The following is a 17,197-nucleotide window of genomic DNA, read 5'->3' on the forward strand; positions in this document are numbered from 1 at the left end:
GTTGCCGTCACCTCCGTCCGCCCTGCGCGAGCAGGGCGGGAATCATCGAGCGGATCTCCCCCACCAGCGGATGGTCCGGGTGGGCCTCGGCGAACAGCCGCGCTCCGGCGGCCTTCGCCATGTCGGGTTCGTAGGGCAGCACGGCCACGGGCGGGGACCCGAACGCCGCCTCGGCGCGCTGCCGGGCCGCCTCGCCGGGGACGCCCGGCGGGACCATGTTCACCACCAGGGTTCGGCGGGGAGCGCCGAGCTGCTGCGTGAACTCGATGGTCTCGCCGGCTCCGGCGAGGTCGAGGGGGCAGGATCTGGTGACCACGACGACAGTCCCGGCGCTGGCGACGGCCGTCATGGTCTCGTTGTTGATGCCGGCGTGGGTGTCGAGCAGCAGGACGTCGAGGCCGAGCACGTCGATCAGCCGGTCGAAGCCCTCGCGCAGCAGGCCGACGTCATAGCCCTGGGCGATGATCTCGTGGATGCCGGAGGCCTCGGCCCGGGCGGGCACCAGGAACAGCTCACCACCGTCGGACGGGAGTGCGAGGGCCGCGTCCTCGACCTCGCAGCGTCCGATCAGGTAGTCGGCGAGGCTCCGGCACAGGCCGGGATCGCCCGTCCCGAAGAGGATGTGGGCGGCCGGCGACTGGATGTCGGTGTCCACCAGCGCCACCCTGCGGCCCTCGTCGGCCATCAGCCGGGCGAGGTTCGCCGCGATGCTGGACCGTCCGGTGCCGCCGCGGTGCGAGTGCATTGCGATGATCCGTGCCATGTGACCCCTCAGGCGGCTGTGCGGTGGAGGGCCATCATGGTGATGTCGTCGTGCTGGTCGGCCGAGCCGCTGTGCGCGCGCAGCGCGGTCTCCACGCGTTCCAGCAGCGCGCGGCCGGAGCCGGCGGGCTCGGCCAGCAGGTCGAGCACCCGCTCGTCGCCGAAGAACCGCCCCTGCTCGTCCCGCGCCTCGGGGACGCCGTCGGTGTAGACGAACAGCGTGTCCCCCGGCCGGACCTGCGCGTGCCCGAGCGCGAACGTGCAGTCCGGGATCACCCCGACGGCCGGTCCGGTGGGCTCCAGCGGTCTGGGCTCGCCGCCCTCCCGCGCGACCAGCAGCGGCGGGTTGTGCCCGCCGTTGATATACACGAGGTTGCCGGTGAGCGGGTCGAGGACGCTGAAGAACATCGTCGCGAAGTAGCCCTGCCCGCTGTGGTTGCGGGTGAGGTAGCCGTTGGTGCCGACCACCGCGTTCATCAGCGGGGTGGCGCCGACCACCGGGATCAGGTCGGCGCCCGTGCCCGGGTCGAGGGCGGCCGTCATCAGGCTCTGCAGCCCGCTGTGTTCGGCGGTGTGCCGCAGCAGGCTGCGGATGAGGGCCATGAACAGCGCGGCGCCCACGCCCTTGTCGCACACGTCGGCCACCACGAGCGCGATCCGGCGGCGGTTGACGAGTTCGAAGGCGTCGTAGAAGTCGCCGGCCACCTTGCGGGCGGGGCGGAAGCGCACGTCGAGGTCCCAGCCTTCCGGGGTCGGCAGGTCCTCCGGTAGGAATCCCTCCTGGATCTCCCGACCTATCTTCAACTCTCGTTCGTAGCTGATGAGTTCGGCATGCGCTTCGACTTCCTCCATGGTCTGGCCGAGCTTGGCCCGCTCGTAGCAGCTGCGCAGCCGGGCGCGGACCAGGGGCGGGAGGAACGGCGGCACGAGGTAGTCGTGGCCGAGGCGCACGTGCTGCTCGATCGCGTCGAAGTCCCGCTCGGCGTACACCACGACGATCGGTCGCGAACCGCTCTCGGCCAGCACGCGGCTCACCTCCCGGACTTCCCGCGGCGGCATGGCGGCCGGCGCGAGGAGGACGTCCGCAGCGAGGGCCGCCGGCTCGGAGAGCGCCTGGTCGGGGGTGCGAACCTCGACCGCCACGTCCTCCGCGGCCAGCGCGCCGAGCAGTTGGGCGGGCGGTCTGCGTTCCGGGTGCAGGAGGAGAGCGGTGACACCGGACATCTGGGCCTCTATTCCGTGGGGTCGGCCTGGTGATCGCGTCGGATCACGAGGAGGCTGGTGTTGTGACCGTCAGTGTGGTCGTGGCGGTAGTCGTCGAGGGCGGTCAGCGCGAGGTGGATGCCGAGTCCGCCGATCGGGCGCAGGGCCAGCGGCAGGTCCGTGTGGGGGTCCGGCCGGTCGGCACTCGGGTCGAAGGGGGGCGCGTCGTCCTCCAGGCGGACCCACACTCGCTCCCCGTCCGTTCCGGAGGAGATCCGCAACTCGCCGTCGCGGCCCCGGTATCCGTGCAGGACGACGTTGGTGGCCAGTTCGTCGGCGGCCAGCCGAAGCCGGTAGGCCACCTCCGGGGGGAGCCCGGCCCGGGCGGCGAAGGCGAGGACGTAGCGCGCGAGTTCGTCGAGCGAGTCCAGTGCGGCAGGCAGCCGGAGGGCTGTCATCCGTTCGGCCCGCCCGGTGTCAGGCGTCGACGAGGGTGACACCGCGGTCGAAGCCCGCCTGTCGTATCGTCCGGGCCACGGGCGCGATCGCGCCGAGGACGGTGATCCGGACGTCGTCGCCCAGCTTCTGCCGGGCGAACACCAGGGAGCGCAGACCGGCGCTGGCCATGTACGTCAACCGGTGGGCGCGGATGACGAGTTCGCGCACACCGGCGGCCGCTGCCTGCTCGATGGTGTCGTGGAAGGCGGGGGCGCCGGCGGCGTCCAGCTCGCCGGTGAGGTCGATGGTCGCGGTTTGGCCGGCGGTGCTGACGCTGACGGTGAGCGGCATGCTGGGTTCCTCTCAGGTCGTGGGGCGGGCAAGCAGGATCACGGTCGAGCGCGGGCCGACCCGGTAGCGGTCCGGCACAGCGATCAGGGTCTCCGCGCCCGGCGGGTTGATGTCGTGCGGCGGCTCGGCGGAGGTGTCGGCGACCAAGTGCCAGGATGTTCCGGGCGCCGGCGCCGGGAGTTCGAGCTCGTGCGCCTCCCAGTGCGCGTTGGCCGCGAGGTGGATCCGCTCGTCGCCCTGCACGAGCGTGACGGCCAGCAGGCGGCTCCCGGCGGACCAGTCGGGTTCGCCGGCCCGGACGCCGTGCCAGCTGACGCCGCACGTGGGGTGCGCGGGGCTGCGCAGCACGGGGTGAGCGTGGCGGAAGGAGATCAGGTACTGGACGAAGCGGTGCAGCCCGGCGTTGGCGTCGAGCAGGCTCCAGTCGAGCCAGGAGAGTTCGTTGTCCTGGCAGTAGGTGTTGTTGTTGCCTCGCTGGGTGCGTGCCATCTCGTCGCCGGCCAGCAGCATGGGCACGCCCTGGCTGGTGAGCAGGAGCGCCAGGGCGTTCTTCATCTGGCGGGTGCGCAGTCGCAGGATCTCCGGGTCGTCGGTCGGGCCCTCGGCGCCGCAGTTCCAGCTGTGGTTGTCGTTCGCGCCGTCGCGCCCGGCCTCGCCGTTGGCCTCGTTGTGCTTGTCGTTGTAGGTGACCAAATCGTGCAGGGTGAAGCCGTCGTGGGCGGTCACGAAGTTGACGGAGGCGGCCGTGCCGCGCCCGGTGTAGAGGTCCGGGGAACCGACGATGCGGGTCGCGAGTTCGCCGACGGTGCCGGGGTCACCCTTGAGGAAGCGGCGGACGGCGTCGCGGTACTTGCCGTTCCACTCGGCGAACCGCCCGTAAGAGGGGAAGCTGCCCACCTCGTAGAGGCCGGCGGCGTCCCAGGCCTCGGCGATGAGCTTGCAGTGCCGCAGCACCGGGTCGTGGGCGAGCTGTTCGAGCAGCGGCGGATTGGCGAGCGGCGTGCCGTCGGGTGCCCGGTCGAGGATGGCCGCGAGGTCGAACCGGAAGCCGTCGACGTGGTACTGGGCGACCCAGTGGCGCAGGCAGTTGAGGACGAAGTCCCGCACCACCGGGTGGTTGCAGTTCACGGTGTTCCCGGTGCCGCTGAAGTTGTAGTAGTCGCCGTCCGGCGTGAGCATGTAGTAGGTCGCGTTGTCGAGGCCGCGGAAGGAGAGGGTGGGCCCCTGCTCGTTGCCCTCGGCGGTGTGGTTGAACACGACGTCGAGGACGACCTCGATGCCGGCCGCGTGCAGGTCCTTGACCAGGCTCTTGAACTCGTCGGCCTGCATGCCGAACCGTCCGGTGGCCGCGTAGCCGGCCTTGGGGGCGAAGAAGCAGACGGTGTTGTAGCCCCAGTAGTCGAGCAGCGGCTCGCCGGTCACCGGGTCGGTGCGCGGGTTGTCGTGCTCGTCGAACTCGAAGACGGGCATCAGCTCCACGCAGTTGACGCCGAGTGCCCTGAGGTAAGGGATCTTCTCGCGCAGTCCCGCGTACGTGCCGGGGGCGGACACGCCGGAGGACGGGTGGCAGGTGAAGCCGCGGACGTGCAGCTCGTAGACCACCAGGTCCTCGGTGGGGATGCGCGGTGGCGCGTCGTCGCCCCAGTCGAAGTCGTCCGGCACGAGCCGGGAGCGGTAGGGGCACGGGCGGTCCCGGTCCGGCTCGGCGCCCCACACCTCGCGGCCCGCGATCGTGCGGGCGTACGGGTCGGTGAGGACACGGCTCGGATCGAAGCGGTCGCCGTGGGCCGGGTCGAACGGGCCGTCGGCCCGGAAGCCGTACTCCAGCGTCTCGGGGTCCAGCCCGAACACGGTCATCGCGAAGACGCTGCCGATCCGGAACTCCGCCGGGAACTCCAGCTCGGCGGCCGGCTCGGCCTCCCCAGGCCGGAAGAGCACCAGCCACATCCGGGTGGCCCGGTCGGAGTAGACCGCGAAGTTGATCCCGCCGAGGACGGGGGTCGCACCGAAGGGCAGCGGGTTGCCCGCCCGGACGCCGTACCCGGCGATGGCCCGGGTCGGGTAGCCGTCGATCCGCTCCGGGCTCATGCGCCCACCTCGCTTCGCTCGCCAGGCGCTTCGCGCAATGCGCACCTCTCGATGATGAGCTCGCTTCGCTCGCTCATGCTTCGCGCACCCCGCCGAGGACGGCCGCCGTGCTCTCCCGAACGTCGAAGAAGTCGAGGAAGCCGGTGGATGACATCACGAAGCGGACCTCCTCCGACAGCCCGACCAGGACGGTCGCGGTCTTGCTGCGCGCGGCCCGGCGGTGGACGAGCAGGAGCGTGCGCAGGCCCGCGCTGGAGATGTAGGGCACCCGGCCGAGGTCGATCACCGTGGTGCCGGCGCCGTCGATCAACGGCAGGATGCGTCGCTGGAGTTCGGCGGACGTCACGCTGGTGATCTCGCCTTCCAGCTCCACGACGGTGACGCCGTCCTGCTCGCGGGAGCGGACCTCGACGCTCATGACCGCGCTTCCCTGCGCCCGGTCGGCTCCAGCCTGACCCGGACCTTGACCCGTCCGCCGCCGCGCGGCAGCCGGACGGTGAGCCGCTCCGCGTCGAAGTCCGCGTGCGGGGCGCCGTCGACCTCGGCCTCGGCGATCCGCACCGAGCCGGCCGGCAGCAGGTCCGGGGCGACGCGCAGCAGGCCGCCGTCCAGGCCCGCCGGGTCCGGCTTGAACCAGAAGTCCATCGCCCGGCCGTTGATCAGGAGGTTGTTGTAGACCGCAGCGAGGTAGCACAGCTCGGCGGAGTGGTACATGCTCATCGAGTGGCTGCCCTTGAGCCGCTCGGTGCCGAGCAGGTAGGGCAGGCCGCCGGCGAGGACGTTGAAGTAGACGGCCCCCTCGTCGTGGTCGAGGAAGAAGGCGTTGTAGAAGGACTCCGCCTGCCTGGCCTCCCGGAGGAACTCCTCCCGTCCGGTGAGGCCGTGCAGGATCAGGTACGCGAGGATCGCCTGCTCCTGCTGCCACCAGGCCTTGCGGTCGTGCCAGGCGAAGCGGTGGTGCTCCTGGCCGTCGGCGAGGATCCGCTCGACGACGTCGTACCATCCGCCGCGCTGGCGGTCGCTGCCGACCGCCGGCATCGTCTCGCCGATCCCGGTGGCGGTTTCGAGGTACTGCCGCTTGGGAGCGAGGGAGTGCATGCGCATGAGGTTCCACGCGATCTTGAGGTTGTGACCGACGACCGCGCGGTCCTGCTGCCATCCGTGCTCGGTGTCGTGCGACCAGTCGCGGTGGAAGCGCTCCTGGACGAACGGGCTGTTCTTCGCGGGGAAGCGTTCCACGATGGTGTCGAAGGTGTACTCCAGCATCCGGGCGTAGCGCTCCTCGCCGGTGGCCAGGTACAGGTTGATCAGGTACGCGGGGGCGTGGTCGCCGACGGAGTTCCAGTTCTTGCGGCTGCGGTTGGGCCCGAGCGAGGCGTGGTCGGCGCGGAACAGGATCGGGTCGACATGGGAGTAGTAGCCACCGTGCTCGCGGTCCAGGAAGAACTTGTCGAACAGGCGCAGCGTGGCGTCGGCGTCGGCGCGGATGCGTGGGTCGGCAGTGACGCGGTAGGTCTGGACGGGCCCGGCGAGGGCGTAGATCTGCTCGTACATCGGGATGGCGTCGTAGTCGTCGGAGAACTCCGAGGTGAACAGCTTCTTCTCGGTGTCGCCGTCGACGCTGAGGGCGTGGTACCAGTAGACGACGTCCTCCTCCGGGTCGACGACCCGCATGTGCTCGCGCAGGTACTCGGTGCCGCGTTCGGCGACGTCCAGGTACTCGTCCTTGCCGGTGAGCAGGAAGGCCGAGGCCATGCCGTAGACCAGGCGGGAGATGGTGTCGGTCTCCTGGACGTGGCTGGCGGTCTTGTCGCCGCCGAGGCGCAGCATGGTGCGGTAGCGGGTGTAGTCGACCGGTCCGTCCCCGAACTGGGCGCGGCGGTAGAAGCCGGCGATGCTCTCCAGCTGCCGGATCCACCAGTCCGGTTCCTCGAAGCGGTAGCTGCCGGGACGGCGGCCGGGGAAGAGCAGGCGCTTGGCCTCGATCCGGGTCGTTCCGCCCTCGGGGTAGAACAGGGCGTACACGAAGACGAAGCGACCGGGCTCCAGCATCGCCTCCAGGTGGCCGCCGGCGTCGGAGTACCGCTCCTCCAGGTTGTGCAGCAGTTCGGCGCCGGCCTGCGGGTCGATGGTGAGGTCGAACCGGCGGCCGTCGGCGGTGGCGAGGCCGAGCCGGCGGGTGCCCTCGTCGTACGCGGTGACGTAGCCGGCGATGGTGTCGGAGAAGGTGAAGTTGACCGTGTCAGGCATGAGTCGGGTCGCTTTCTGGGGTCTCGTGGGCATCCTGGTCCCGGTATCCCTGGCCGAGTTCGACGACGACGCCGTCCGGGTCGCGCAGCCAGACGGCGCGCCAGCCGGGCAGCAGGTCGTCGAAGTCCAGGGGCCCGAGCAGGACGTGGGCGGCGGCGCCCATCCGGGCGAGGGCGGCGTCGAGGTCGTAGGTCTGGAAGGCGATGTGGCGCACGGTGCCGGGTGTGCCGGGGCCGTCCGCCCGGCCCGGGGCGCCAAACTCCCCGGTCGCGGGGAAGAGTTCGAGGTGGGCGTCGCCGTTGCGGAGGAAGACGATCTCGCCGCCTTCGACCGGTACGGCGCGGGCCCGGCGGAAGCCGAACCAGCGGGTGTAGTACTCCTCGGTTCGCCGCTGGTCGCGGCAGTTGAGGCCGACGTGGGACCAGCGCGTCACCGGCCGTCCTTCCGCGGGATGGGGGTGCCCTTCCGCAGGGTGAGCTCCTCGACGAGGGTGCGGGCGAAGAGGTGGTGGTGCTCGCCGGTCCGCGCGGTGATCAGGTCGCCGTCGACGACGACGTCCTGGTCGACGTACTCGGCGCCCATGTTGCGCACGTCGCCGACGAGGTTGTTGTGGCAGGCGACCTTGCGGCCGTGGACGGTCTGGGGGATGGCCGCGGCGAGCCAGAGACCGTGGCAGATGACGCCCTTGAGGACGCCCGGCTCGGCGAAGGCCCAGCGCAACAGCCGAACGGCAGGGGCCAGCCGGTTGACGTCCTCGGTGTAGCGCAGCCGGTCGGCGACCATGCCGGACGGCACGACGATCGCGGCGTACCGGCGCGGGTCGATGTCCTCCAGGCTGCGGTCGACGGTGAAGGGCGCGCCGAACTCGTGGCCACGGAAGGTGATTTCCTCCTGCCCCCAGAGCCGGGTGAGGAACTCGACCCGCGCGCCCTCCTCGGCGAAGCGGTGCCGGTAGTAGGAGATCTCGGGCTCGTAGTAGTCGCTCTCCATGAGCACCGCGATCCGGGTGCCGGTGAGCGGGCCCTGCTTGATGACGGCTTCAGACACTGGTCGCTCCACTGATCAGATCGGCTGCCCGCTCGGCGATCATCGCGACCGCGCTGTGGCAGTTGCCGGAGGGCACGGCCGGCATGACGCTGGCGTCCACCACCCGCAGTCCGCTCAGTCCGTGGACACGCAGCCGCGGGTCCACCACGGACCGGTCGTCGGTGCCCATCCGGCAGGAGCCGGCCTGGTGGTGGTAGCTGTCGGCGGTGCGGCGGACGAAGGCGCGCAGCTGTTCGTCGGTGGTGGCGGCCGGGCCGGGCGCGAGCTCCTGCTTGTGCCAGGGCGAGAAGGCCTCGCTGCCGAGGACCTCCCGGGCCAGCTTCACGCCCCGCACCAGCCTTTCGAGGTCCGAACGGTCCCCGAGGTAGTTGGGGTGCACCAGCGGCGGGGCCAGCGGGTCCGCCGTGGCGAGCCGGACCCAGCCGCGCGAGGCGGGCCGCACCACCCCCGGCAGGACGCTCACCGTGTCCGGGTGGTCGGCCCCGACTGTGGGGTCGAACGGCACGTGGACGAAGGCCAGTTGGAGGTCCGGGGCGGGCAGCCCGGGTGCGGAGGCCAGGAACAGCGCGCTCTCCGAGAGGTTCTGCCGAGCCGGCGGCACGGGGGTGGGCGACTCGCACATCACCCCGGTGAGCACGTGGTTGTGGAAGTTCTCGCCCACGCCCGGCAGCGCCGCGGTGACCTCGATGCCCAACTCCCGCAGGCGGCCGGGCTCGCCCACCCCGGAGAGCAGCAGCAGCTTCGGTGACTCGATCGCCCCCGCCGCCACGATCACCTCCCGCACGGCGTGCGCCCGGTGTCGGCCGGGCGCGGCCTGCCCGGCGTGCGGCAGCAGCCGGCCCTCGGCCCACCTGCTCTCCGGCCGCTGGAGGTACTCGACCCCGACGCAGCGGTCGCCGCCCACGACCAGGCGCAGGGCCTGGGCGCCGCTGCGCACCGTGAGGTTGAGCCGGGGCAGGGCGGGCTCCAGGTAGGAGGCGAGCGCGCCGTGCCGGCGGCCGTCCGCGATGTGCAGCCGGTGCCAGCCGACGCCGAACCGGGTGCCGGTGTTGAAGTCCGCCACCTCCGGGTGGCCGAGCTCCCGGCAGGCCTCGACAAAGGCCCGCGAGGCGGGGTTGGGCTCGTTGCCGGCCGCGTCTGCGGACGGCTGCATACGCTCCACGCGCTCGAAGTACGGCCGTACGTCCTCGTGCGACCATCCGGCCGCGCCCTGGTAGGCCCAGTTGTCGAAGTCCGCGGGGTGGCCGCGGACGTGCATCATCAGGTACAGGTTGCTGCTGCCGCCCAGCGCGCGCCCGCGCGGCTCCCGCACGACGCGGCCGCCGAGGCCGGGCTGTGGGACGGTCCGGTACTTCCAGTCGATCCGGCCGCCCAGCAGCCGGTGCCAGGCGGACGGGTCGTCCACCTCGGGCGGGATCACGGCGGAGCCCGCCTCCAACACCAGGACGCGCACCGACGGGTCCGCGCTGAGCCGGTTGGCCAGCACGCTGCCGGCCGTCCCGGCGCCGATGACGACGTGGTCGAACTCCTCCACCGTCATTGGTCGCCGCCGTCGGCCCGGGACAGCACCTGGAACGGCTGCGTGTCGTGGAAGTTGGCCATGTAGGTGATCCGGCCGTTACGGATACGGAAGTAGTTCATGACGTCGGCCTCGATCGCCGCGCCCGAGGCGCTGCGGGCGGAGATGTGGGAGACGACCGCCGCCTCCTCCCCGTCGACCAGGAAGTGCAGCGGGAAGTTCTCGAAGGAGGCGTACAGCTCGCCCATGCCGGTCACCATCGAGCGGAGCCTCGCCTGTCCCTCGATCCGGCCGGCGAGCTGCTCGTCCACCACTGTGTCCTCGGCGAACAGGTCGCACCAGCGGGACCAGTCGCCCTCGTTGGCGTGGACGTAGTAGTCGGCCAGCACGTCACGGGCGTTCATCGGGCCTCCGGGAGTTCGGCGGAGCCCGGCATCGGCTCCAGCCGGTCGCAGGTGTAGGTCTTGATCAGCGGCCCCTCGCCGTGCGCGCCGGACACCACGACCCAGGTCTGGTCGGCGCGGAAGCCGAGCCACTCGCTGCGGGCGGCGGGCGGGTTCCACCGCCGGGCCCACCAGTCCACCCGGACGTGCACCCAGGCCCGGTCCCCGGCGATGTCCGCGCGCACCTCGCCGAGCTCGTGCCTCTCGTCGAAGAACCGGCGGCAGACCTCCTCGTACCACGCCGTGAAGCCCGCGTGGCCCCTGAACGTCCCCTCGGGGAAGCGCAGTTCGAGGCCGTCGTCGACCAGGAACCGCCGTACCTCGGCCTCGTCGTCGTGGCGGTCGAGCGCGGCGTACCACCGTTCGGCGAGCGCCCGCACGGCCTGATCGGTGAGGGGCTGTGCGCTCGGGTGCTGTGCGCTCGGGTGCTGTGCGGAGGTGACCTCCGGCATGGCAGGACTCCTTGGGGGTGTCGGTCAGACCTGGAGGTCGACCAGGAAGGGCCCGGTGGCGGCGAGCATGCGCGCGACCGCGTCGGCGGCCTGCTCCGGCTTCTCCACTCGCACGCCGTCGGCGCCGAGCGCGCGGGCCAGGTCGGCGAACCGGATGTCCGGCCGGGAGAGGTCGAAGGAGGACGGGAAGTCGTGCGCGGGGATCCCGCGCTCCTTCCAGTACTGCGCGATGTTGTCGTCGAGCAGCCGGTACTTGCGGTTGTTGCAGACCACGAGCTTGGCGGCGACGCCGTACCGGGCCGCGGTCCACAGCGCCTGGTAGGTGTACATCGCCCCGCCGTCGCCGGTGAAGCCGACCACCGTCCGGTCCGGGCGGGCCAGCTTGGCGCCGATCGCGCCGGGGATGCCCACCCCGAGGGAGCCGCCGCGCGTGAGGAAGTAGTCGCCGGGCCGGTCGGGCGGCAGGTGGGTGACGACGGCCGGCGAGGAGGTGAGGGCCTCGTCGAAGACGACGAGGTCGCCGTTGGTCCGGAGTGCGAGCTCCTGGAGGAAACGTTCCAGTGTCGTCGTGCCCGGCGGCACGGGCATCGCCTGACGCGTCATCAAGGAAGTGGCCCGCTGCCGCTGCTCGGGCGTCAGCCGCGACTCCAGCTCCTCCGCCAGCGCCGCCAGCGCAGGCTTGGGATCCGCCACCACGCCCAGGTCCACCGGATGGTTCTTCGCGATCTCGTACGCGTCGAGGTCGATGTGGACGACCCGCGCCTCCGGGTGGAACGGGCCGGCGAGCGTCGGGAACACCTCGGGGAACACGTATGTGCCCACGATCAGCACGCCGTCCGCCTCCCCCACCGCGGCGGCGCTCCGAACGCCGAACATGTGGCCCAGCTGACCGCGGGACAGCGGGTGCGAGGCGGGCAGGTTGACCTCGGAGGAGTCGACGGACCAGACCTCCGCGCCCAGGAGCTCGGCCACCCGGGCGAGTTCGGGCTGAGCTCCGGCCACCGAGACACCGTCGCCCACCAGGACCAGTGGGCGGCGCGCACCAACCAGCAGCTGGGCGGCCGTGGCCACCGTCTCGGCCGACGGGGCGGAGTCGGTGGCCAGGTCGGCAGTCGAGAGGACCGGCTCGTCGTTGGGCTCGTCCAGGACGTCCATGGGCAGGGCCACGAAGACCGGCCCGCGCGGCGGCGTCATCGCGATCTTCACCGCTCGGCGGACGGTGCGCAGCAGCGAGCGCGGATCCGTCACCCGGGTCGCGTACTTGGTCACCGGCCGCGCCATCGCGACCAGGTCGGCCGCCATCTGCGCGTCCATCGCGTCGTAGCGCACCCCTGCGTCGCCGGCGACGACGACCAGCGGGGTGTGCCCGCGCATCGACTGGTAGAGCATACCGATGCCGTTGCCAAGGCCCACCCCGGCGTGCAGTTGCAGCAGTGCCGCCCGGCCCGTCGCCCGCGCGTAGCCGTCGGCCATCGCGGCGGCCACGGTCTCCTGGAGCGCCAGGACGTACCGGAAGCCCGGTGTCCGGTCCGCCACGTCGAGGAATCCCTGTTCCACCGTCCCGGGATTTCCGAACATCACATCCAGGCCGTCGGCCATGAACTGCTCGATGAGTTTGACCTTGCCCGACGCCTTACCCGGCTTCGCCGCCACCGAATTCTCCCTGGTTGTTCTCTTGGAATTCCCTTACCAGCCGTACCGGGTGAGGCCGTGCTCCAGCACCTCGACCAGCTTCTCGCCGGTCAGGAAGGAGTCCGGCGTGGACCGCCCGGTGACGAACGGGAAGTCGACGATCACCGAGACCGGCTTTCCGAAGTTCCCGTGATACGCGCCGTCCGGCGCGGTCGCGTCGCGCAGGATGTACTCCAGCGGGTACGGCGGCGGGCCCATCACGAAGTCGGTGCCGAGGAAGCCCGTGCCGTCCTTGTAGTCGTACTCCTTGCAGTGGCCGGTCACGTGCTTGCCCCGGATGATGCTGCGCCGGTCGTCCCAGTCGCGGGCGAAGGCCAGGCAGGCGACGCCGTAGCACTCGGCGGCGACCGGCTTGCCGGCCCGCACGAAGGCCAGGATCAGGTCGTGCACCCGCTCGTTGTTGGCGAGGTCCACGATCGGCCCGCTGCCTCCGACGATCAGCAACGCGTCGTAGTCCCGCAGGTCGGCGTCGATCCGGTCGAGCGCGCGGTGGTAGTCCTCCAGCCGACGCAGGTGGTCGGGCGCGCTGGTGTACGGGCGCTCGGGCAGCCAGGCGGAGAGGTCCAGCGGGTTGTCCAGGCGGCTGCCGGCGTCGAGGGCCCGGCCGAGCGCTGCGACCTCGGCGGTGGTCACCGAGCGGCCGAGCGGCGGATCGACGTACTCCTCGTCCAGGCTCGGCGGCAGGGCGCAGGCCCGCTTGCCGGTGGGCGTCGCGAAGGTCGCGCGGTAGCCGCGCTCGTCGAACCTGCTGAGCGGGCCGACGAGTTCCTCGGCCCAGTACCCGTACTCGGAGAGCACGATCAGAATGTGTGCCACTTTCCAACCTCCGATTCTTCCGACTGGTGTCGGCAATTGACAGTGAGCCAGTACGGAACGGCAGTCAATGGATTCCGGCGAGGTTTGTGAGGTCGCCCGGAGTTGGTGAAGTCCGCAGGTATAGGCGTCAAGGACCGGCAGGTCACCAAGGGGGTCGGCGAGAGTTTGTCAGGTCGGCGCATAACCGCGGCCGATCGTGGTTAAGTCTTACGTCGCCGGTCCAATCCACCAGAAGGCGAATAGGGATGACCGATTCATCGCACCGTGAATTCCTGGCGGCCGTGCGCCGGAGTGACGCGGATTCCGTGAGACGGCTGCTGGCCCGTGGCGCGAATGCCGGCGCCCGCGAGGAGGACAGCGGGCTGACGGCCCTGATGATCGCGGCCGGCCGGGGCGACGCCCCGCTCGTCCGGCTGCTCCTGGAGGCGGGCGCCGACCTCCACACGGCGGACTCCCGCGGCGGCGCGACGGCCCTGCACAAGGCCGTCCAGGGCGGCGACCCGGCCACCGTGCGGATCCTGCTCGAATCGGGCGCGTTCGTGGACGCCGTCGCGGCCACCACCGGGCACACCCCGCTGATGGACGCGCTCTGGTACAAGTGGCCGGACGTCGCCGCCGTGCTCCTGGAGCACGACGCGGGCCTCAACCTGTCGACGCACTACGGCTTCTCGATGCGCGAGCACTTCGAGTACGAGCTGAACGTCAACACCCGCGGCAAGGACGAGCTGCTGGCGGCCGAACGCCTGCTGGCGACCCGCACCGCCGCCGACGCCGCCGCGGCCGAGGCGCAGCGGCTGATGGCCGCCGTCGTGGCCGGCGAACTCGACACCGTACGACGGCTGTTGGCCGAGGGAGCCGAGGTGGACGCCCGGTACCCGGTCCTGAACGGCTTCAACGATGCCCACACCCCGCTGCTGGTCGCCTGCCGCGACGGCCACCGGGAGATCGCCCGGGAGCTGCTCGCCGCCGGCGCGGACGTCAACGCCACCGAGCCCACCTTCGGCGCCGTCCCCCTGCACAAGGCGGTCTACAACGGCCACGCCGACATCACCGCGATGCTGGTCGCCGTCCCTGGCATCAACCTGGACTACCAGGGCGTCACCAACGGCTACACGCCGTTGCACGACGCCCTCTGGCACGGCTACGAGGAGTGCGCCCGCATCCTGCTCGACGCCGGCGCCCGACGCGACCTCGTCGGCCACGACGGCAAGCTGCCCACCGACATCGCCCGCGAGGGCCTCGGCGCCGGCCACCCGCTCACCCGCGTCCTGACCACCCGCTAGTTCCGCACGTACGGAGGCACCATGCTGTTCTACGTCCAGATGAAGTGGAAGCACGAGGGCCGGATCTCGCTCGACGACCTGTGGGAGGTCGAGCGCGAGGAGGCCGAGCACGCCGTGGAGACCATCGACTCGGGCTTCTGCGTCGGCATCTGGAAGGTCGCCGCGCAGAAGCGGGTGATCGCCGTCATCGACTCCCCCGACGCCGAGGAGCTCGACCGCACCGCCCTGGGCCGCCTCCCGATGCGCGAGTACCTGGAGTTCGAGGAGGTCTGGCCGCTGCGCGACTACCTCGGCTTCGCCGAGGACGTCAAGAATAGCTACAAGGTCTGACCGGCCCGCCACCGAACTGGAGTCGGACATGATCCACCAGATCATCCTCGCCCACCCGAAGCCCGGCATGAACGAGCAGGAGTTCCAGCGCTACTGGGTGGAGGAGCACGCTGTCCGGTACGCCGCCAGGATCCCGCAGATCAGGCGCTACTGCGTCGACACCCGCGTCCCCCGCCCGGGCGACCCCGAGGACCCGCTGTGGAGCGGGGTCGCCGAGATCTGGCTGGAGAACGAGCAGGAGCAGCTCGCCTCCCTCCAGACCCCCGAGTTCCTGGACGGCGCCCGCCTGGACGAGCCGCGCTGGGCCGCCTTCTGGCGCACCGTCGTCCTCGACACCGACGCCCACGTCCTCCTCGACGGCCCGGCCGCCGACACCCCCGCGACCAAGGTGATGATCCTGGTCAAGCGCCGCGAGGGCCTGCCGCTCGCCGGCTTCCGCGAACGCAGCCTCGCCCGGCACGCGCCGGTGGCGCAGAAGGTCCCCGGGCTGCGCCGGTACGTCCAGAACCACACCAGGGACGCCTTCTACGGCGTCGGTGAGGCGGTGCTGGACGCCGCGTACCAGCTGTGGTTCGACGACGTCGACGCCTTCGAGGCCGCGCGGCGCACGTCCGAGTACCGCAGCATGCTCGCCGACCTCGGGCTGTTCATCGAGGCGCGGTACGTGCACACCCTGCTGCTCCGGGAGAACTGGATCCTCGGTCGCGTGGAGCCCCGATGACCGGCCCGTCCCTGTCCGACCGTCTCGACATCGTGGACGTGTGCACGCGCATGTGCTGGCACACCGACAAACGCGAGTGGGACCGGCTGCGCTCCGACGTGTTCGCCGACAAGGTGCTGGTCGACTACACCAGCCTCAACGGTGGCGCGCCCGCCGCGCTTTCGGCCGACGAGCTGATCTCGGCCTGGCGCGCCCTGCTGTCCGGGCTGGACGCGACCCAGCACCTGCTCACCAACCACCTGGTGGACGTCCGGGGCGACACCGCCGTCGCCACCGCCGACTTCCAGGCCACCCACCTGCTGCCCAACGCCCTCGGCGGCCCGCTGTGGACGCTCGGCGGCCACTATCGCTTCGCCCTGCGCCGCACCCCGGCCGGCTGGCGAATCGACGGGTTGCGGATGACCACCGCCTGGGCCACCGGCAACCGTCACATCATGGAAAGGACCACGGAATGAGTCGTACCACCCGCGAGGTGGCCGCCGACTGGTTCGACGCGCTCACCGGCGGCGACTTCGAGCGGGCGCTGGGCCTGCTCTCCGACGACGTCGAGTGGATCAACTACGCGCCCGTGCCCGGCTACAACGACCGGATGCCCTGGATCGGCACCTGCCACGGCCCCGCCGAGGTGCTGGCGAGCCTCAAGGTGTTCACCGACGTGGTCGAGGTCGGCCCGGAGCGCCTGCTGCGCCTCGTCGTCGACGACGAGGAGGCGATGGGCGTCCTGCACGAGCGGTCCGTCGTCAAGCGGACCGGGCAGGCCTTCGAGGTCGAGTTCATCCAGTGGCTCACCGTGCGGGACGGGAAGATCGTGCGCTGGAAGTCCTTCACCGACCCGTCCGAGATCCTGCGCGCGATCGACGGGAGGGCGCTGTGACCACCCACCTGGTCCGCACCGAGAAGGTCGACTTCGACAGCGACGGCACCGAGCTCCTCGGCACCCTGTACCGGCCCGCGACCGGCACCGGTCGCCGGCTGCCGGCGATCGTGGTCACCGGCTCCTGGCTCACCGTCAAGGAGCAGATGGCCGCCACCTACGCGCGGCGGATGGCCGAGGCCGGATTCGCCGCCCTCGCCTTCGACTTCACCGGCTTCGGCGAGTCCGGCGGAGAGCCCCGGCAGCTGGAGTCGCCGTCCCGGAAGATCCGCGACATCCACAGCGCCGTGGGCTTCCTCGAACGCCACCCCCTGGTCGACCCGGGCCGCATCGGCGCTCTGGGCATCTGCGCGAGCAGCGGGTACACCGCGGTCAACGCCGCGCGTGACCACCGCGTGCGCAGTCTGGCGCTGATCGCCCCGTGGCTGCACGACGCCGAGCTGGTCCGGGCGATCTACGGCGGTGAGGAGGGCGTCCGGCGCAAGACGGAGGCCGGGCTGGCCGCGCAGCGCCACTACGACTACGGCGAGGCCGTCGAGTACGTGCCGGCGGTCAGCACCACCGACCAGGACGCCGCGATGTTCGGCCCCTTCGCCTACTACCTGGACGAGCACCGAGGCGCCGTAGCGGCCTGGGACAACCGGTTCGCCGTGATGTCCTGGCCGCAGTGGCTGGGCTTCGACCCGCACCCGTCCGCACGGAGGATAACGGCGCCCACGCTCCTGGTTCACAGCCGCGACGGCGCCATCCCCCAGGGGGCCGAGAAGTTCCACGCCCGCCTGGCCGGTCCCAAGGAGCTCGTCTGGACCAAGGGCGACCAGTTCGCCTTCTACGACGACGAACCGACGGTCGCCGAGGCGGCCTTGCGCGCCGCCGAACACTTCACCAAGACCCTCACCTGACCCCTCGGCCGGGGTGTGCCCTCCGC

At 71.3% G+C, this 17,197-nt stretch carries 20 protein-coding genes; 6 read left to right on the forward strand and 14 right to left on the reverse strand.

Annotated features, from left to right (window positions below):
- Positions 1–7: 7 nt before the first annotated feature.
- The 14 genes from ACWCXH_RS33225 to ACWCXH_RS33290 all read right to left on the reverse strand — a co-directional run bounded on the left by ACWCXH_RS33225 (position 8) and on the right by ACWCXH_RS33290 (position 13,061).
- Positions 8–763 carry a MinD/ParA family ATP-binding protein gene (locus ACWCXH_RS33225; protein WP_449805222.1) on the reverse strand — a complete coding sequence of 252 codons (756 nt, stop codon included), beginning with the start codon at positions 761–763 and terminating at the stop codon, positions 8–10.
- 8 nt (positions 764–771) lie between these two features.
- Complete coding sequence (locus ACWCXH_RS33230; RefSeq protein WP_449805223.1) at positions 772–1,986, reverse strand: PP2C family protein-serine/threonine phosphatase; 1,215 nt, start codon at positions 1,984–1,986, stop codon at positions 772–774.
- 8 nt (positions 1,987–1,994) lie between these two features.
- A complete protein-coding gene (locus ACWCXH_RS33235) occupies positions 1,995–2,423 on the reverse strand; it encodes an ATP-binding protein (protein ID WP_449805224.1) in 429 nt (142 codons plus the stop codon).
- Between the two features lie 19 nt (positions 2,424–2,442).
- Positions 2,443–2,754 carry an STAS domain-containing protein gene (locus tag ACWCXH_RS33240; RefSeq protein WP_449805225.1) on the reverse strand — a complete coding sequence of 104 codons (312 nt, stop codon included), beginning with the start codon at positions 2,752–2,754 and terminating at the stop codon, positions 2,443–2,445.
- Positions 2,755–2,766: 12 nt separating this feature from the next.
- Positions 2,767–4,842: a glycogen debranching protein GlgX gene (gene glgX / locus ACWCXH_RS33245; protein ID WP_449805226.1), complete on the reverse strand. Its 2,076-nt coding sequence runs from the start codon at positions 4,840–4,842 to the stop codon at positions 2,767–2,769.
- A gap of 73 nt (positions 4,843–4,915) precedes the next feature.
- Positions 4,916–5,260: an STAS domain-containing protein gene (locus ACWCXH_RS33250; protein WP_449805227.1), complete on the reverse strand. Its 345-nt coding sequence runs from the start codon at positions 5,258–5,260 to the stop codon at positions 4,916–4,918.
- Positions 5,257–7,092: an AGE family epimerase/isomerase gene (locus ACWCXH_RS33255; RefSeq protein ID WP_449805228.1), complete on the reverse strand. Its 1,836-nt coding sequence runs from the start codon at positions 7,090–7,092 to the stop codon at positions 5,257–5,259. The genes ACWCXH_RS33250 and ACWCXH_RS33255 overlap by 4 nt, the downstream gene beginning before the upstream one ends.
- On the reverse strand, positions 7,085–7,525 hold the full coding sequence (locus ACWCXH_RS33260; protein WP_449805229.1) for a VOC family protein: 441 nt from the start codon (positions 7,523–7,525) through the stop codon (positions 7,085–7,087). Before ACWCXH_RS33260 ends, ACWCXH_RS33255 begins: the two co-directional genes overlap by 8 nt.
- Complete coding sequence (locus ACWCXH_RS33265) at positions 7,522–8,139, reverse strand: DJ-1/PfpI family protein (protein ID WP_449805230.1); 618 nt, start codon at positions 8,137–8,139, stop codon at positions 7,522–7,524. The genes ACWCXH_RS33260 and ACWCXH_RS33265 overlap by 4 nt, the downstream gene beginning before the upstream one ends.
- Entirely contained in the window at positions 8,132–9,679 is a 1,548-nt protein-coding gene (locus ACWCXH_RS33270; protein WP_449805231.1) for a GMC family oxidoreductase, read from the reverse strand. The genes ACWCXH_RS33265 and ACWCXH_RS33270 overlap by 8 nt, the downstream gene beginning before the upstream one ends.
- Entirely contained in the window at positions 9,676–10,062 is a 387-nt protein-coding gene (locus ACWCXH_RS33275) for a nuclear transport factor 2 family protein (RefSeq protein WP_449805232.1), read from the reverse strand. The genes ACWCXH_RS33270 and ACWCXH_RS33275 overlap by 4 nt, the downstream gene beginning before the upstream one ends.
- A complete protein-coding gene (locus tag ACWCXH_RS33280; protein ID WP_449805233.1) occupies positions 10,059–10,553 on the reverse strand; it encodes a nuclear transport factor 2 family protein in 495 nt (164 codons plus the stop codon). The genes ACWCXH_RS33275 and ACWCXH_RS33280 overlap by 4 nt, the downstream gene beginning before the upstream one ends.
- Positions 10,554–10,577: 24 nt before the next feature.
- A complete protein-coding gene (locus ACWCXH_RS33285; RefSeq protein ID WP_449805234.1) occupies positions 10,578–12,206 on the reverse strand; it encodes a thiamine pyrophosphate-binding protein in 1,629 nt (542 codons plus the stop codon).
- 33 nt (positions 12,207–12,239) lie between these two features.
- Positions 12,240–13,061 (reverse strand): type 1 glutamine amidotransferase domain-containing protein, encoded by an 822-nt coding sequence (locus ACWCXH_RS33290; protein WP_449805235.1) that lies wholly within the window; start codon positions 13,059–13,061, stop codon positions 12,240–12,242.
- Between the two features lie 245 nt (positions 13,062–13,306).
- On the opposite strand from ACWCXH_RS33290, the gene ACWCXH_RS33295 reads away from it, so the two are divergent.
- From ACWCXH_RS33295 to ACWCXH_RS33320, 6 genes are read left to right on the forward strand one after another with little or no spacing between them, the layout of a single operon-like run.
- Complete coding sequence (locus ACWCXH_RS33295) at positions 13,307–14,344, forward strand: ankyrin repeat domain-containing protein (protein ID WP_449805236.1); 1,038 nt, start codon at positions 13,307–13,309, stop codon at positions 14,342–14,344.
- Positions 14,345–14,365: 21 nt separating this feature from the next.
- Entirely contained in the window at positions 14,366–14,674 is a 309-nt protein-coding gene (locus ACWCXH_RS33300; protein ID WP_449805237.1) for a muconolactone Delta-isomerase family protein, read from the forward strand.
- A 28-nt stretch (positions 14,675–14,702) separates the two neighbouring features.
- Complete coding sequence (locus ACWCXH_RS33305; protein WP_449805238.1) at positions 14,703–15,395, forward strand: EthD domain-containing protein; 693 nt, start codon at positions 14,703–14,705, stop codon at positions 15,393–15,395.
- Positions 15,392–15,850 (forward strand): nuclear transport factor 2 family protein, encoded by a 459-nt coding sequence (locus ACWCXH_RS33310; RefSeq protein ID WP_449805239.1) that lies wholly within the window; start codon positions 15,392–15,394, stop codon positions 15,848–15,850. The genes ACWCXH_RS33305 and ACWCXH_RS33310 overlap by 4 nt, the downstream gene beginning before the upstream one ends.
- Positions 15,847–16,269 (forward strand): nuclear transport factor 2 family protein, encoded by a 423-nt coding sequence (locus tag ACWCXH_RS33315; RefSeq protein WP_449805240.1) that lies wholly within the window; start codon positions 15,847–15,849, stop codon positions 16,267–16,269. The genes ACWCXH_RS33310 and ACWCXH_RS33315 overlap by 4 nt, the downstream gene beginning before the upstream one ends.
- A complete protein-coding gene (locus ACWCXH_RS33320) occupies positions 16,266–17,171 on the forward strand; it encodes an alpha/beta hydrolase (protein ID WP_449805241.1) in 906 nt (301 codons plus the stop codon). The genes ACWCXH_RS33315 and ACWCXH_RS33320 overlap by 4 nt, the downstream gene beginning before the upstream one ends.
- The last annotated feature ends 26 nt before the right edge of the window (positions 17,172–17,197 follow it).

Source organism: Kitasatospora sp. NPDC001660 (assembly GCF_053596725.1).

Bases quoted from the DNA above. Each gene is read 5' to 3' on its own strand.
- ACWCXH_RS33225 (WP_449805222.1), bottom strand. From the start codon at position 763: ATGGCACGGATCATCGCAATGCACTCGCACCGCGGCGGCACCGGACGG.
- ACWCXH_RS33230 (WP_449805223.1), bottom strand. From the start codon at position 1,986: ATGTCCGGTGTCACCGCTCTCCTCCTGCACCCGGAACGCAGACCGCCC.
- ACWCXH_RS33235 (WP_449805224.1), bottom strand. From the start codon at position 2,423: ATGACAGCCCTCCGGCTGCCTGCCGCACTGGACTCGCTCGACGAACTC.
- ACWCXH_RS33240 (WP_449805225.1), bottom strand. From the start codon at position 2,754: ATGCCGCTCACCGTCAGCGTCAGCACCGCCGGCCAAACCGCGACCATC.
- glgX (WP_449805226.1), bottom strand. From the start codon at position 4,842: ATGAGCCCGGAGCGGATCGACGGCTACCCGACCCGGGCCATCGCCGGG.
- ACWCXH_RS33250 (WP_449805227.1), bottom strand. From the start codon at position 5,260: ATGAGCGTCGAGGTCCGCTCCCGCGAGCAGGACGGCGTCACCGTCGTG.
- ACWCXH_RS33255 (WP_449805228.1), bottom strand. From the start codon at position 7,092: ATGCCTGACACGGTCAACTTCACCTTCTCCGACACCATCGCCGGCTAC.
- ACWCXH_RS33270 (WP_449805231.1), bottom strand. From the start codon at position 9,679: ATGACGGTGGAGGAGTTCGACCACGTCGTCATCGGCGCCGGGACGGCC.
- ACWCXH_RS33275 (WP_449805232.1), bottom strand. From the start codon at position 10,062: ATGAACGCCCGTGACGTGCTGGCCGACTACTACGTCCACGCCAACGAG.
- ACWCXH_RS33280 (WP_449805233.1), bottom strand. From the start codon at position 10,553: ATGCCGGAGGTCACCTCCGCACAGCACCCGAGCGCACAGCACCCGAGC.
- ACWCXH_RS33295 (WP_449805236.1), top strand. From the start codon at position 13,307: ATGACCGATTCATCGCACCGTGAATTCCTGGCGGCCGTGCGCCGGAGT.
- ACWCXH_RS33300 (WP_449805237.1), top strand. From the start codon at position 14,366: ATGCTGTTCTACGTCCAGATGAAGTGGAAGCACGAGGGCCGGATCTCG.
- ACWCXH_RS33305 (WP_449805238.1), top strand. From the start codon at position 14,703: ATGATCCACCAGATCATCCTCGCCCACCCGAAGCCCGGCATGAACGAG.
- ACWCXH_RS33310 (WP_449805239.1), top strand. From the start codon at position 15,392: ATGACCGGCCCGTCCCTGTCCGACCGTCTCGACATCGTGGACGTGTGC.
- ACWCXH_RS33315 (WP_449805240.1), top strand. From the start codon at position 15,847: ATGAGTCGTACCACCCGCGAGGTGGCCGCCGACTGGTTCGACGCGCTC.